The 14696-nt window shown below is 43.6% G+C and carries 14 protein-coding genes; 9 read left to right on the forward strand and 5 right to left on the reverse strand.

Features of this window, described 5'->3' with window-relative positions:
- The first annotated feature begins 212 nt into the window (after positions 1–212).
- Both V1L65_RS18860 and V1L65_RS18865 read left to right on the forward strand, forming a co-directional pair.
- Positions 213–503, forward strand: coding sequence for a hypothetical protein (locus V1L65_RS18860; RefSeq protein WP_331700780.1), 291 nt, complete (start codon positions 213–215; stop codon positions 501–503).
- A gap of 109 nt (positions 504–612) precedes the next feature.
- Positions 613–1002, forward strand: coding sequence for a hypothetical protein (locus tag V1L65_RS18865; RefSeq protein ID WP_331700781.1), 390 nt, complete (start codon positions 613–615; stop codon positions 1000–1002).
- A gap of 173 nt (positions 1003–1175) precedes the next feature.
- Here the strand turns inward: V1L65_RS18865 and V1L65_RS18870 are convergent, their stop codons facing one another.
- Positions 1176–1997, reverse strand: a complete 822-nt coding sequence (locus tag V1L65_RS18870) for a hypothetical protein (protein WP_331700782.1) — start codon at positions 1995–1997, stop codon at positions 1176–1178.
- A 249-nt stretch (positions 1998–2246) separates the two neighbouring features.
- Between V1L65_RS18870 and V1L65_RS18875 the strand changes: the two genes are divergently transcribed.
- The gene (locus V1L65_RS18875; protein WP_331700783.1) at positions 2247–3026 is read left to right on the forward strand and encodes a Cof-type HAD-IIB family hydrolase; all 780 of its coding nucleotides are present in this window, start codon (positions 2247–2249) and stop codon (positions 3024–3026) included.
- 212 nt (positions 3027–3238) lie between these two features.
- Positions 3239–3994 (forward strand): protein-glutamine gamma-glutamyltransferase, encoded by a 756-nt coding sequence (locus V1L65_RS18880; protein WP_331700784.1) that lies wholly within the window; start codon positions 3239–3241, stop codon positions 3992–3994.
- A 675-nt stretch (positions 3995–4669) separates the two neighbouring features.
- Here V1L65_RS18880 and V1L65_RS18885 read toward each other — a convergent pair.
- The gene (locus V1L65_RS18885; RefSeq protein ID WP_331700785.1) at positions 4670–5389 is read right to left on the reverse strand and encodes a peptidylprolyl isomerase; all 720 of its coding nucleotides are present in this window, start codon (positions 5387–5389) and stop codon (positions 4670–4672) included.
- 189 nt (positions 5390–5578) lie between these two features.
- Here V1L65_RS18885 and V1L65_RS18890 point away from each other — a divergent pair, with 189 nt between their 5' ends.
- Positions 5579–6406, forward strand: a complete 828-nt coding sequence (locus V1L65_RS18890; protein WP_331700786.1) for a YheC/YheD family protein — start codon at positions 5579–5581, stop codon at positions 6404–6406.
- Positions 6407–6596: 190 nt separating this feature from the next.
- Here V1L65_RS18890 and V1L65_RS18895 read toward each other — a convergent pair whose 3' ends face one another.
- The 3 genes from V1L65_RS18895 to V1L65_RS18905 all read right to left on the reverse strand — a co-directional run bounded on the left by V1L65_RS18895 (position 6597) and on the right by V1L65_RS18905 (position 9236).
- Positions 6597–7838: an S-layer homology domain-containing protein gene (locus tag V1L65_RS18895; protein ID WP_331700787.1), complete on the reverse strand. Its 1242-nt coding sequence runs from the start codon at positions 7836–7838 to the stop codon at positions 6597–6599.
- Between the two features lie 282 nt (positions 7839–8120).
- Positions 8121–8459, reverse strand: coding sequence for a bacillithiol system redox-active protein YtxJ (gene ytxJ / locus V1L65_RS18900; protein WP_331700788.1), 339 nt, complete (start codon positions 8457–8459; stop codon positions 8121–8123).
- Between the two features lie 105 nt (positions 8460–8564).
- On the reverse strand, positions 8565–9236 hold the full coding sequence (locus V1L65_RS18905) for a universal stress protein (RefSeq protein ID WP_331700820.1): 672 nt from the start codon (positions 9234–9236) through the stop codon (positions 8565–8567).
- Positions 9237–10038: 802 nt separating this feature from the next.
- On the opposite strand from V1L65_RS18905, the gene V1L65_RS18910 reads away from it, so the two are divergent.
- The 4 genes from V1L65_RS18910 to V1L65_RS18925 are packed head-to-tail and all read left to right on the forward strand — an operon-like array spanning position 10039 to position 14680.
- Complete coding sequence (locus V1L65_RS18910) at positions 10039–12444, forward strand: Na+/H+ antiporter subunit A (RefSeq protein ID WP_331700789.1); 2406 nt, start codon at positions 10039–10041, stop codon at positions 12442–12444.
- Positions 12444–12866, forward strand: coding sequence for a Na(+)/H(+) antiporter subunit B (locus tag V1L65_RS18915; protein WP_331700790.1), 423 nt, complete (start codon positions 12444–12446; stop codon positions 12864–12866). Before V1L65_RS18910 ends, V1L65_RS18915 begins: the two co-directional genes overlap by 1 nt.
- A 1-nt stretch (position 12867) precedes the next feature.
- Positions 12868–13206 carry a Na(+)/H(+) antiporter subunit C gene (locus tag V1L65_RS18920; protein WP_331700791.1) on the forward strand — a complete coding sequence of 113 codons (339 nt, stop codon included), beginning with the start codon at positions 12868–12870 and terminating at the stop codon, positions 13204–13206.
- The gene (locus tag V1L65_RS18925; RefSeq protein WP_331700792.1) at positions 13199–14680 is read left to right on the forward strand and encodes a Na+/H+ antiporter subunit D; all 1482 of its coding nucleotides are present in this window, start codon (positions 13199–13201) and stop codon (positions 14678–14680) included. The genes V1L65_RS18920 and V1L65_RS18925 overlap by 8 nt, the downstream gene beginning before the upstream one ends.
- Positions 14681–14696 lie beyond the last annotated feature (16 nt).

A 14696-nucleotide genomic window follows, 5' to 3' on the forward strand; every position in this document is an offset into this window, starting at 1 on the left:
CCATTCCTTTAATTAGCAATAGTGTAGCATAATTACTGGCGTGTAGCAAACAAATTATCGCTGCTCAGGCAGTTGCGGGTTTATAGGCGGAATGCTATAGTGTAGGTAAATTTAAATATATGCGGAAGCACCGTGCTGAGGGTATTTACCTTAGTGCGGTGCTTTTATTTTAAGAACGTATAAATTTTTGTATCCTTAAGGAGGGGCTTCGAATGGACACTTCAGCAAATAAACTGCAGTATAAGCCTATTTATAAGTATCTGTACAAGCAGTACCCGTTAATTACAGCGGAACGCATTGCTCGAAACCTAATGTTTATTTCGGAATCGGAAGGGCAGTATTGCTACAAAAATAAAGTAACGCGCGGGAATGTGACGGTTAGCAGCGAAGGCCATATGATTCATTGTGCAGCAACGGCCTTTCGAACGATAACGGACTACCCGACACCTCCTTATAAAAGAAAGAACGTCAGGCTGCAAACTTCTCGATCCAAGTTCCTGTAACTGCATAATAGGGGGTCGCCCTGCAACTAATAGCGATTGCATTGCGTTTATTGTTTAAGTACATTATAGGTGAAGCAAAATAATCATGTCTTGAGAAGGAGCGTGCCCGATGCGCATCATTCCGCCACCGCATAGTCGCAATTGGCTCACATTCGGCTTGATGTCCACTGCAGTAATCAGTGTGTTAATTATGCTCTCTCGCTTCTTAATTATTGGACAGGATTTTGATGTAATCATTGCACTGCGTCTTATTCTTCTTTCCTTCATATTGTCGGTTGTATACAGCCTGATGGGCTGGTTCGGGGCTACGAGGATGTGGGCCTGCTCAAATGCCGGCTTGCTGCTTGGCTTAGTGCTGATGGTTTATTACTCTGGCGGCACAACAGGCTGGGAGGAATTAATAGGTATTCTTGTGTTTATGCAGCTGATCGTTGCAGGTATTGCGCTTGGAATTGTTGTTGAAGTCGTAAGATTTATTTATTTGAAAATAAAAAAATAGCCGCAGCTAAGTGTGGAAGCAGGAGTCAGACTCCTGCTTTCACACTTTTTGAAATATAAGAAAGTATAAGTTTTTGTATTCTTATACCCGTTCTTATATTTCACCAGTAAACGCGCCTGTCCAAAGGACGGCGTAGCCGTTTATCCTTGCTATGCAGGCAGATTGAAGTGCTGCTACCGCATTCTTAGCTGAACCTTCGTTAACAGCTGGCTATATTGCTGCTCAAGGGTGTAGATGGAGCTTTTTTGCTTATTAATTGCTTGTGCCTGCTCATTCATCTTTCGCATAGATTGCAGGGCAGCGCCGGCAGCCTGCTGGCGTACAGCTTGCGACAGCAATTTGCCTTCAGTTGTATACAGTTTGTTAGAAGCTTGGATGGCGCTTTTTGCAATTTTAATTTTGCTGGTGAGCGAAGCGCCTTCCGCAAGCATGCTGCGCAGCTCTTTTTTCTTCTCATTAGCGGCAGAGCGAGCAGCCTTCAAGTTCGCTTCCTGGCGCCGAATTTCTGCTTTGGCATGATCGGCTGCAGCTTTTGATATTGAAACCGAAACATTCATAACTTTTATGAGCTCTTTATTGCTAGTTTTAACGGCTTTTATCATATTTAATTGATTGCGCTGCGTGTCATACACTTTAATAACGGGCTCATATCGTTTTTTCAGCTTGGCAATATCCGATTCCAGCTGTTTTATTCGATCATTGTCCAGCATTTGTATTTGATTGCGGATTTTTTTCTCAAGCCCTTCATTGTTGGCGTGAATCGTCTTGATTTTATGCTCCCATTCCAGCTCTTGCTTGTAGTGCTCTTGCAGCTTATTGTACTGAGAAGTCAGCTGCTCCTTCATAGCTGCACTGGCTGCTCCGGCCATTTTGTCAAAGTTTGCCTTGGCACTGGCAGAAAATTGATAGGATGCTCCTGCTGCGTAGCCGGGCAAGCATGCGACAAGTGTTAAAGCGATCCAAAAAGCGGCGAGTTGCTTCATACGTTGCCTCATTGATCTTTCCTCCCTTAAAATAAAAATTCCGCACAGCAAAAAGCACCCGTATTACGGCTTAAAGCCGTATGCTACGGGTGCTTCCTCAGTTAGCGGTTGACACTAATATACCAACCATTCCCAGTATTAGTCAAGCAGCGGTTTCCTTTATAATGGCGGAAAGTTCGTGCAAAATCAGGGTATATTCTTTATACTGTATAAAAGGTTAATCGTCGATTGTCAGACTATAAAAAGATAGGGGATAGGAGAATGAGCTACAAGGTTGTCTTTTTTGATATTGATGGCACATTGGTTAACGAAGAAAAAGTAATTCCTGCTGATACGATAGAGGCGATCAAGCAATTGAAGGAAAGCGGTGTTGAGCCTGTTATCGCGACAGGCAGAGCACCTTATTTCATCCAGCCATTATTGGAGCAGTTGAATATAGAGTCCTATGTTTGCTTGAATGGTTCATACGTTGTGTACAAAGGAGTGCCTATTTTTAAAAGAGCCATTTCAAAGGACGTGCTGGCTAAGTTTGTCAGCACTGCAGAACAGAATAAGCACAGCCTGGTATTTGAAGGCGAGCATACCTTCAGCACGAATGGCATTGACGATCCATTTGTAACTGCAGCGATCAAATCGTTAAAGGTTGATATGCCTGATTACAATCCGAATTTCTGGCAGGAGCAGGATGTTATGCAAATTTTTCTTCACTGCGTGAGCGCAGATGAGCATTTGTATGATCATTTGAGGGAAGACTTTACGCTGATCCGCTGGCATGATCAGGCGATGGATGTGCTTCCTAACGGCATATCCAAAGCGGTAGGCGTTATTGCGATGCTTGACAAGCTGGGAATTTCAACTGCGGAAGCAGCCGCATTCGGCGATGGATTGAATGATAAGGAAATGCTGGATACAGTAGGCTTTGGCGTAGCAATGGGCAATGCGCACCCTGATTTACTGCCATTTGCCGATTATATTACGAGTCATGTAGATGAAAAAGGCATTCGCAATGGACTTGTGAAAGCTGGACTTTTAATTGCTTAGTAGATTATAAATAGTTCGTATTTAAATCGCCGTCTGTTATAGTGGTCACCAATTGCAAGCCCGATACGTACAATAACCTAATTGAACCAAGAAGAAACGCTTTCGTCCTTGGCTAAGGGATGTGCCGTTTCTCGGTGAAATATAGGATCAAGTATAAGATGAAAACATATACTTTCCTATATTTTAAAAAAAGGTTGGAGGGAGGGTGCTCTGTGATCGTTATTTCAGGCGGCGATTTATCTCAAATCAACCCGCGTATGTTGTCTGAACTGGAATGGAAAATTGTTCGAAGCAAGCAGAATAGCCCGGTAGTGTATCGCTATGATTCGCTTGACGCATTATTATTTGAGCTAAAGCTGAGAACACAAATTGTGGAAGCAGCAAAAGCTATGTATAGAAGCGGAGTCGGGTTTGCTGTGTTCAGCAATTCAAGATGCAATGAGCAGTATTGGACGCGTACGAGCAATGGGGGATTTTTGTTAAAGCCTAACGTTCCTCCATCAGTGGGCGTTCGTGATATTTTTATTAATGGGAATAAATATGCGTTCGAATGTGCCGGAGCTATTATTATTATGCTTTATAAGGCGGTACTGGAGACGATCGGCGATGATGCGTTTAATTATTATTTCCAAAATTTATATTTGCGCGACTGGCAGCATGATAATGATCTGAGGCTTGTTTCTTCCTATGATAATCGCAATATCTATCCAGGAGATGTTGTATATTTCAAAAATCCCGATGTCAATCCGGCAAATATGGAGTGGCAGGGCGAGAATGCTATTATGCTCGATACGAATTTGTTTTTTGGCCATGGTGTAGGAATTGCAACTGGAAATGAAATAATAGCCGCGCTGAACCGGGCAAGGCGGCCCGGCAGCGTCGTTTCGGCGTACTTGGATGATTTGGTTATCCGTCCTGATTACGAGGCTATTAGACGCCTGTCGTCGACTGTCGGACAATACGGTTAAATAAAAAACGGTTCGTCCTTAGACAAGGGCGAACCGTTTTTTATTTTTGTTTAGGAAATTATGCATCAGATAAAATTGTGGATAAGTATGTCGAGCTCGAATTGATCCTAATAATGCGGACACTGATGTCCATTAGCGCTCATATTTCGCCAACTTCCACTTTCTAGCGGACAGAAAAGTCCGTTAGCGGGAAAAAAGCTAGAAAATTCGGCGGAATGTTCTTCTAATGGTCATAAGTGTCCGCATACACAACAAAAAGACTGCTTTTTTGGTTCTAACGGTCATGGATGTCCGCACCGCAAATAACATCGCATCGTTTATTTTTTGCACACGATGATGGCAAGTTAGGTCACCGATAGGTGATTTTATTTAACGAAAACTTTGATTTCGATGGATAAACGTTGCGTTGTTGCTCACAAATTGCTGTTTTCGAAGTTTCGCGGACATACGTTCCGTTATTTGCTCACAAATTGCTGTTTTCAAAGTTTCGCGGACATACATTCCGCTATTTGCCTCGATTTGGCCATTTATTTATGATTTTTGGAGCAATAGCGGAACGCCTGTCACTTTTAGCGGGCAAAAGAAGCAATTTATGCATAATAGCGGAACGTCTGTCCAAGTTTTTGTTACGCTGCTATCTACGCCACATCCATACGAAATCTTTAACCGTAATTTTTACTTAATAATAACGGGTTCTTCAAAAGTTAAATTTTTTGTATCCACCGTTACTTTTTTCATTGCGATCGGCTCAAGAGGCCTGTTATTCTGACTCTTCTGCTCTACTATTTCATCAACAGCGTCCATACCTTCGATGACTTCGCCAAAGGAAGCATAATCCTTATCCAAGTGCGGGGAATCAGCTACCATAATAAAAAATTGCGAGCCTGCTGAGTCAGGCAGCCCGTTGCCTCTGGCCATAGAAATAACGCCGCGCTTATGAATAAGCAAATTCTCAAAGCCATTGTTCGTAAATTCACCTTTGATGGAATAGCCTGGTCCGCCAGAACCGTTGCCCTGAGGATCTCCGCCTTGGATCATGAAGCGTGGGATGACACGATGGAAAATCAATCCGTCGTAAAAGCCTTTATTTGCAAGTGAAATCATATTATTAACCGTATTAGGTGCTACTTCAGGATAAAGCTCCACTTTAATAACCTTATCATTGCTTAGCTCAATCGTCAGAACAGGATGCTGATCTGAGCTTTGCAGTTCCAGTTGTTTGGCAGGCGGCTCGGTTGATGCTGGCGCAGCAGGCTGCTCAGACTGCTTAGGAACAGGCGTAGCCGTTGGTGTCGATTCCGTTGTATTGTCGGGCTTGGCGCCGCATGCAGCAATGGTCAGTGCCATGGCAGCTACAGCAAGAAATAATGCGATGCGTTTTGTCATTTGTATCATTGTACCCTATCCTCCTAGAGATTGAAGCTGGACAAGCAAGTCTTATCATAGCATATAAATTTGACTAAAATCCAGAAGGCTTGACAGCAGCCTAAATCGTTTGTCTCTCTTCTTACGTATGATAATACATGCACCTTGCAAAGTAAAAGAGACTAGGGTCAATCCATTAATAAAAAGGAGAATATGAGGATGAGGATGCTGTATGTATCAGGATTGCATATTAGCAGCGCTCAAAAGTTGTCGAGCAAATGGAGAAAAACAAAGCTTCTGGGCAGTGAAGCCTCATTGCAGAAGCATATTCCAGTTACAAGGCCAATGACAAGAACAACGCTCAATACCATGCTTGCCTCTAACGGCATGGTATATGTGAAGCCTTCGATCGGCTCATTGGGACGCGGTGTAATGAGGGTGGAGCGCTTTTATGACCAGTACAATGGCAGGCGTATCAGCTATGCCTATCAGCTAGGAGCCAGTCGCCGTGTATTTGGAGATTATGAGGCATTGTACGGCGCCTTGCTGAAGGAAACAAAAGGGAAGAGGTATATTGTACAGCGTGGTATTCATGCGCTGAAGCATGATGGCAATGTGTTTGATTTGCGTGTAGTCGTCCAGCGTTCGCCAAGCGGAGGCTGGGAGGTTACAGGTATAGTAGGAAGGGTCGCGCAGCCCGGGAAAATCGTTAGCAACGGTACGCAAGGCGGTAGCATTATGCCCGCCCAACAGCTGCTGTATAATCATACAGGCTTTTCCAACCATCAGCGCTTAATGCGGCAGCTGGAACGAATCGGCATTCAAACGATGAAAAAGATGCATCGCGCAAATCCGAAGCTGAAAGAAATCGGAATCGATATTGCCATCGATCGCAATCTGAAGCCATGGATACTTGAGGTTAATGTAAGGCCCGATCATTGTCCATTTGCGGTACTGCGCGATCAGACGATGATTAAACGGATTATTCAATATGGAGCTGCTTATGGCAGGACGTATAAGCTGAATTGCTTTCGCAAAGCAAATTAAATGAATTAGGCAAGTAAAAACAAGCTAGCTGCCTGTTTATAGGAAGCTAGCTTGTTTTTGCTGCTGCAATAAAACTTATTCGTACTAACACTCATTCATACTATCAATCAATCTGGTTGACCGCAGCGGAAGCAAGCAACAGAAAAGCTTGATCGCATGGTCATCATTTCTTTTTACTTAATCTGTACAGTTATCTTTTTGTCGCAATTGAAAAAATAACTGTTTTTGCTTTCTCGTCAATATGAATGCTAATTTGGTCATTGCCAATTATTTTGTTGCGGGCAATTACTGCTTTTCCTTCTTGCACCAGTGTACAAACTTCGTTGAACAGCTCGCGGAAAGAGATAGCATTATAACCGAATAAGTGATTGGCGAATTGGTCTATTGCTTCCTGGTTGCGTGCAAGCGAACCGTCACGGAGCCTTATCGTAATGCCATATGTATTATACTGCGGATCAAGCCAGATAGCTGCTTCCTCATATTCAGGCGGGGAGCCGGCCAAAGGCTTGGTGACAGCGTCCTTCTCTAACTGGTCCTTGTAGAAGCGCAGTGTCGTTTCGTATAGATCGTGATTGGCTCCGCGCAGCTGGCCTACAGCCGTTAAAGCTTCATAAGCATCCCACATGCGCTGGTCAGGGAAGACGACGATTTTGTTGCCGTTGTTAGCGGTAGGTACGACTTTTTCAAAGTTTTCAGGCGATACTTCAATCGCCAAGCGTTTTGCCTTATCTGTCAGCCTGTTGAGAATAACGAGCGCTTGAGCGCGAGTTACTTTTGTGCCTACGCCAAAAAATCCATTTGGAAAGCCTTCCATAATTCCTTTGACCAAGGATTCTGCAATAAAGCGCTGCTCACGCTCGGAGGCCCCCATTAAATCGCCATATTGCTGTGCCATCTTTTGACCGAATGAGCCATCCTCTAAAAACTCGGTTTCCTGCAGTGTATAATAAATAATTTCCGCGACATGCTCGCGATTCATATCCGCTTGAAAGTCGCTGTATCTGTTTTTGTTTAAGAAATGTAAATCGCTTGCAATATCAATGAAATCTTTTGCCCAATAGCCTACAGGGTTAGGCTGAAAGTTGAAGTAACGATAGTCCTGTTTAATAATGGCTTGATTCTCTGCGCTTAGTGACTGCAAAAATAGGTTGTTCCAGGTGCGTGAACCGTTTCTGTGAAGATCGGTGTACGATAAAATAAGCATCTTAATAAATTGGTCTACCTTAACCGGGTCGTTTGGTTTGAACGTGCCGTCTGAAAATCCGTCCAGAATTCCTTTTTCGACCATCTCAGTAATCGTTTTTTCCGCCCAATGTCCCTTTATGTCAGAAAATACCGGGACAGCTTCAGCCTGTACCGGAACTGGCGTATAGTTCACAGTTCCCCATATCAGTGCTGTTATAACTAGTAAAAATGTCAAACGTCTTTTCACTGCAAATCCTCCTACTAAAAACGATTTATTCCGACATCTACAAATTAACCATAATTAAACAGGAATTAGAATGGGCTAAATGATACAACCATGTTGTATATGCAGGCACTATTTCACATAGAGTCTTAAGTATGAAGAAGGGCGGAGGGATAGTCTTATAGTAATGGAATTAGGGGAAGGAGGCGCAAAATAACAAAAAAAAGCAGAATATAAGCGCTATACTCATACTCTGCCCGTATGTTTCTTAAGGTCTATATGCTGTTCAAAAAGCCTATTGCGAAACTAGTCCAGCACTGCGCTCATATGAGCCTTTGTGACTGACCAATGGGAAGCCGTCCACACTTTTGCTTTGTTATCGATGTACAGAACCTGTGGTGATTCATGCTTTACTCCTGTAGCTTCGGCAATAGCATTTGAAATGGGACGTGATTCAATGACCTTCACCCAATAGTAATTAACGTCGCTGCGCGGCTCGCCCTGCAAATAGTTGCTGAACTCTTGGTAAGCATTCGCGCTGACGGGGCAAGTTGTACTATGCTTTAAGACGACGATTGGCCGTGCTGCGGATTGCTCGTAAGCATTTTCCCATTGCGCCATTGTCGTAATTTCTGTCCATGTCATGGCAAACTCTCCTCTTTTTTAATTCTTTTAATTATAGCGAAAATATAAGCTTGTCGCCAGCATAGAGAAAGACGCCGATGAAAGTCGGCGTCTATAGGTGTCTGGCTATTGCTCTTTCTTATTCGGATCGTTAGCAGCCCGCGGGTAAGCAGGCATATCCTTTACATAGTCGTCTACAATTTGCACTTCAATCATGCAGTTATCCTTCATAAACTTAAAGGTGCCGTTGTTGAAGTCTGTACCGATTTCTTTATAGAAGATGCCTTCGTAAACATCTTGAGTTGTATGATTGAAGTTAAGGCGGTAGTGGTCATTTTCTTTGAGCAAATATGCGCGAATTCCTTTTTCGTAATATCCTTCGCCATGATTTTCAAGATCTCGGGATACCGACACGATATGGAGATCGACAAAAGGAATTTCAGTCAGCAAAATATTGATGAAGGAGCCTTTCGTAATTTCCTTCCATCTGCTTTGCGCGGTTTGGCCCAATACGATTTGGGTAATATTATGTTTTCTGGCTATTTCACCAATGACTTTTGCAACAGGGCGGCTCTCGTTGTACTTTATATAAAAGTGCTCCGCATTATGTTCCTTCACCAATTGCTTCCAATGCTCAATGTAATGCGTCTTCTCGATATCCAATTCATCTTCGGGCAGCGGGTCAACTGTGAGAACATATAGAGGGCAGTTCAGCATATTAGCAATTTTTCCGCCTCTACGAATTAGTCGCTCTCCGTTTGGACCGTAATAAACACAAACGAGTATGCTTTCATCCATTTTACCGTTCCACAATTAAGAGGTCACCTCATTATTAATTCTTTGCCGGGCAAATGCAAGCTGTTCCTTATTATTATGCCCAAAATCCATGCAAATGTTCACAACATTGACTACAGAGTACATTTTTTGTTTGGTTCTGTCAATTACTATAGTGTATAATAATACTGTTAGACATTGTATGAGAACTTTCTAATCAAGGATAAACGGCTCCGCTGTCTTTTAGACAGGCGCGTTTACCGGCATATTATAAGAACAAGTTTACAGTGAAAAATTTATTAAGCTTTATAATTAAAGGATAAACGGCTTCGCTGTCTTGTGGAAATCCTTTCTTAAGGATAAAGAGTTAGCTCGTATAATTATAAGATATTGTTATAAATTACATTCATGGCGCAGGTTGTTGAAACAGCTTTGCGGCCTTAATACCTGGATAACAGACGTGGAGCGGAGCTCCAGAAGCCATTCATTTTGTAACGAATTCTGAAGGCGCTATTTCGCATAAAATGCACCTTTTGAAATTCTAACGCATCATCAAGGCGTTATCTGTGAAAAAATACTCTTTTGGGCAGCATTTTACAGCCAATAAGCATGCTACAATTCGTTACAAATTTAAAACAAGCTTTTTCGGCATAATAGCGCTACTAGCATTCGTTAGAGTTTCCAAACGAGTTTTTCAACAGCCTGATAGCTCCATTGAGTTCAAGGCAAGAAGTTTGCCTATGAGTCCAAGGCAAGAAGTGTCTAATTGTTATTGTATAAGTCTTAATCATTCAACAAAGAAAAAAAAGATATAGGAGGGCCCGTATTGTCCTTATTGCACGCAGCTGTACTGACTCCCTTTCTCTTTGCCTGCCTAGTACCTGTTTTATTTAAGAAATTCCGCAACATACATACCGGGTGGTTCGTGCTTCTCGTTCCGCTTACTCTTTTCAGTTATTTTTTTACGTATTTCATATCATCGTATTTTCCTCTTAATTCAGCAATGACCCCTATGCAATTTTCTATTCCGTGGGTCCCTTCTTTGGGTATCCATTTCTCTTTGTATGTGGACGGCTTATCGCTTCTGTTCCTGCTGATTATAACCGGTATTGGATTGCTGGTCGTGCTGTATTCGATTTACTACATGTCGAAGGAACGGGAGGCGCTGCACAATTTTTACGTCTATTTGCTCATGTTCATGGGGGCAATGCTCGGCGTAGTGCTTTCTGATAATGTCATTGTCCTTTACTTGTTCTGGGAGCTGACAAGTGTATCATCTTTCCTGCTTATCGCTTATTGGTATCAGCGCAAAAATTCCCGTTATGGGGCGCAGAAGGCGATGCTTATCACAATGACTGGCGGATTCGCCATGCTCATCGGATTTCTTATGCTCGGACATGTTGCAGGCACCTTCAGTATAAGAGAAATGATCGGAGCATTGGACCAAATTACGGCAAGCGGGCTTTTTGTGCCAGCTATGCTTTTGATTTTACTTGGTGCATTTACGAAATCAGCCCAATTTCCATTTCATATATGGCTGCCTGACGCGATGGAGGCTCCTACGCCGATCAGCTCTTATTTGCATTCCGCAACGATGGTTAAGGCGGGCATTTATATCGTAGCCAGATTTACGCCTATTTTTGGCGGCGAAATGGAATGGTTCTGGATCATTGTGACGGTAGGGATGATCACGTTATTCTGGGGCTCCTTTATGGCCATTCGCCAGGTTGATTTGAAGGCGCTGCTGGCCTATTCCACAATAAGCCAGCTGGGGCTTGTGATGACCTTGCTCGGCATCGGCTCTTTGGCGCTTAATGGACAATTCAGCGATCAATACAAGCTGTTTGCTTTTGCCTTGCAGGCCGCTATATTTCACTTGGTTAACCACTCTATCTTTAAAGGCTGTTTATTTATGGTTGTCGGCATACTTGACCATGAGACGGGCACACGGGATATCCGTAAGCTCGGCGGTTTGATGAGCATTATGCCGGTGTCATTTACATTGACGCTGATCGGCGGGCTGTCAATGGCAGGCTTGCCGCCATTCAGCGGATTTTTAAGTAAGGAAATGTTCTTTACAAGCGTATTGTCAGTATCAAGCAATATGGCCACTTGGACAGTGCTTATTCCGATTGCCGCCTGGCTTGCCAGCGTGTTTACATTCGTATACTGCCTGAGGCTTGTCTTCAGAACCTTTACTGGCAATTATCGGCCAGAGCTGCTTGACCGCAAGCCGCATGAGGCTCCGCTTGGCATGCTTATTCCGCCTGGCATATTGGCGCTGCTTGTTGTGCTCGTATTTTTCTTCCCGAATCTGCTTGCGAACAACGTGCTTGAGCCTGCTATGCATGCGGTGCTGCCGAATTTCCTGCCGGAAGGTGAGCGCTTTGTAGAGCCTATTTCGGCATGGCATGGCTTTCAGCCAGAACTGTTTATGACGATAGGAATCGTTATTCTGGGAACGATATTGCATAAGCAATTTAAACGCTGGGCAGAAATTTATGACAATCTGCCGCGCAAATATACGTTGAATAATGCTTACGAAAAAGGTTTGCAGGCGCTGGAACGCAATTCGCGCAATTGGACCGCCAAATATATGACCGGAAGCTTAAATACTTATTTAATGTATCTGTTTTCTTTTGTCATTATTGTAATTGGCGGCTCATTGCTGCTGCAGCGTGCGTTCGTTATCGACTGGTCGTACGCATCTCCGATAAAAGTATATGAATACGTACTGGGCATCGCGATTGCAATTGTTGCAGTGTACATTATATTTGTTAATTCCCGTGTCACATCCGTCATTGCCGTAGGTGCGGTTGGCTATTTGGTGTCGCTGTTCTTTGTTATATTCAGAGCGCCGGATCTTGCATTAACTCAGCTGGTTGTTGAAACGATAACGACAGCGTTGTTTTTAATGTGCTTTTATTTTATGCCTAAGCTGAAAGCAGAAATGAAACGATTGCCGTTAAATATAGCTCATTTAACTATTTCTATAGGTGTTGGCTTAACGCTTACCTTAGTCGGATTATCGGCTATGGGGCATAAGCTGTTCCCGTCCATCACTGTCTTTTTCGAGAATGCATACGAATTGACAGGTGCTTTAAATATGGTTAACGCTTTGCTGGTTGACTTCCGCGCCTTTGATACGATGCTGGAGATTGTCGTGCTGTTTACAGCAGGAATTGGCATATACACATTGATCAAGATGCGTAAGTCAAAAGGGGGACAATAATGAACTTCAAAGATACGATTTTGCAAACGGCGGCCAAGGTGCTTGTCTTTATCATTATAACGTTCTCCATCTATATTATGTTTGCCGGCCATAACAATCCGGGAGGCGGCTTTATCGGCGGCCTTATTACAGCGTCTGCCTTGCTGCTGCTCTATATTTCCTTCAATGCTCAGACTGTGCTCGAAATATTGCCTATGAATTTCCGGATTTTAGGTGCTGTCGGCTTGCTGCTTGCCGTCCTAACCGGCGCTGGGGCGTTTTTGTTCGACGTTCCTTTTTTGACGCAAAAGTATGAGTATGTAAATTTGCCATTGTTCGGGGAAACGGGACTTGCGACCGCCGTATTGTTCGACTTAGGCGTATACTGTGCAGTTGTAGGCACGACTATGACGATTATTCAAAGCATAAGCGAGGACGCGTAGTATGGAAATATTTATTACAATTATCGCAGGAATTTTGTTTACGGTCGCAACCTATCTTGTTTTAAGTAAATCGCTGCTGCGTATTATTTTGGGCCTGTCTTTGTTTTCGCATGGTGTCCATTTGATGCTAATGGCAATTAACGGATTGAAGAAGGGGGCCGCTCCTTTGCTGGGAGAAGGCGCCGAGAGCTACACCGATCCGATACCGCAGGCGTTAATACTTACCTCCATCGTTATCAGTTTTGCACTTACTGCATTTTCATTAGTGCTGGGATACCGGGCTTATCAAGAGCTGGGTACTGATGATGTGGAGAAGCTAAGGGGACAAACCGATGAATAATATAGTTGTACTTCCAATCTTTCTTCCGCTGCTATTTGCGATTGTTTTATTCTTTTTTCAAGGGCGCCACAAGCTTCAGCATGTTATCGCTACATCTGGTGCAGCGGCGACGCTTGTTGTCTCCCTGATGCTTATCGGCCAGGTATACAATAACGGAATACAGGTTTTGCATATTGGGGGCTGGAGGGCGCCGTACGGTATTCCGCTCGTAGCTGATATGCTCGCTGTGCTGCTGGCAGCAGTAGCTTCTATAGTAACGCTCGCCTGTATTTTATATGCCCAGCATTCGATTGGAGAGCAGCGCAAAAGCAACTATGTTTACCCTTTAATGCTGCTGCTGTTGACAGGGGTAAACGGTTCGTTTTTGACAGGAGATATTTTTAATCTATTTGTATTTTTTGAAGTGATGCTGCTGGCATCTTATGTGCTCATTAGCTTGGGCAGCGGGAAAACGCAGCTTCGGGAGACGATTAAGTATGTCGTCATTAATATGCTTTCCTCTAGCCTGTTTGTTATAGCAATCGCTTATTTGTACTCGATTACAGGCACGCTCAATATGGCCCATTTGGCTGAAAGAGTGGCGGAATCAGGCCAAACAGGCTTGCTGACAACAGTAAGCTTGCTGCTCCTCACTGTATTTGGATTGAAATCAGCGCTGCTTTTATTTTTCTGGCTGCCAGGCTCTTATCGTGTGGCGCCGCTTCCTATTATGGCTTTGTTCGGCGCATTGCTGACTAAAGTCGGTATTTACACCATACTTAGAACGTTCACTTTAATATTTAATCATGAGCCGCAAATTACCCATCAAATAATGCTGTGGATGTCGGCTATTACGATGGTGCTTGGCGCAATAGGCGCGGTTGCTTATTGGAGCATCAAACCGATTCTCGTCTACAACATCATTATTTCTATCGGTTTTATTGTATTCGGCATCGCACTTGCCACTCCTGAATCGCTTGGCGGAGCTTTGTATTATCTCATTCACGATATGCTCGCTAAAGCATTAATTTTCATACTTGGGGGTACTATTATCAGTATTGCCGGCACAGATAAGCTTAAAGAAATAAGCGGGCTTATCCGCTATCGTCCATGGCTTGGCTGGCTGTTCCTGTTAGCTGCGCTAGCATTGGCAGGCGTTCCGCCGCTTAGCGGATTTATCGGTAAAATAACCGTTTTAAAGAGTGGAATCTCAGAGCAGCAATATGTGATGACAGCAATCGGAATTATAACAAGCCTGTTCGTGTTGTATTCCGTTATCAAAATATTTATTAACAGCTTTTGGGGAGAAACCTTGCTGAGCGAAGGCGAGGAAAAATCGACTGGCAAGGGTGCATTGCTGCCGGCGGCGATACTTGCCATTCTCGTAGTTGGAATGGGTGTTGGAGCAGAGGGTGTCATGCTGTTTGTCAATGAAGCTGTACAGGTGATGACAAATCCATCTTTATATATAGAGGCTGTGCTGTACTCTTCGTAGCGCCGGCCGTTTGATC

Source organism: Paenibacillus sp. IITD108 (assembly GCF_036541265.1).
Taxonomy (GTDB): Bacteria; Bacillota; Bacilli; order Paenibacillales; family Paenibacillaceae; genus Pristimantibacillus.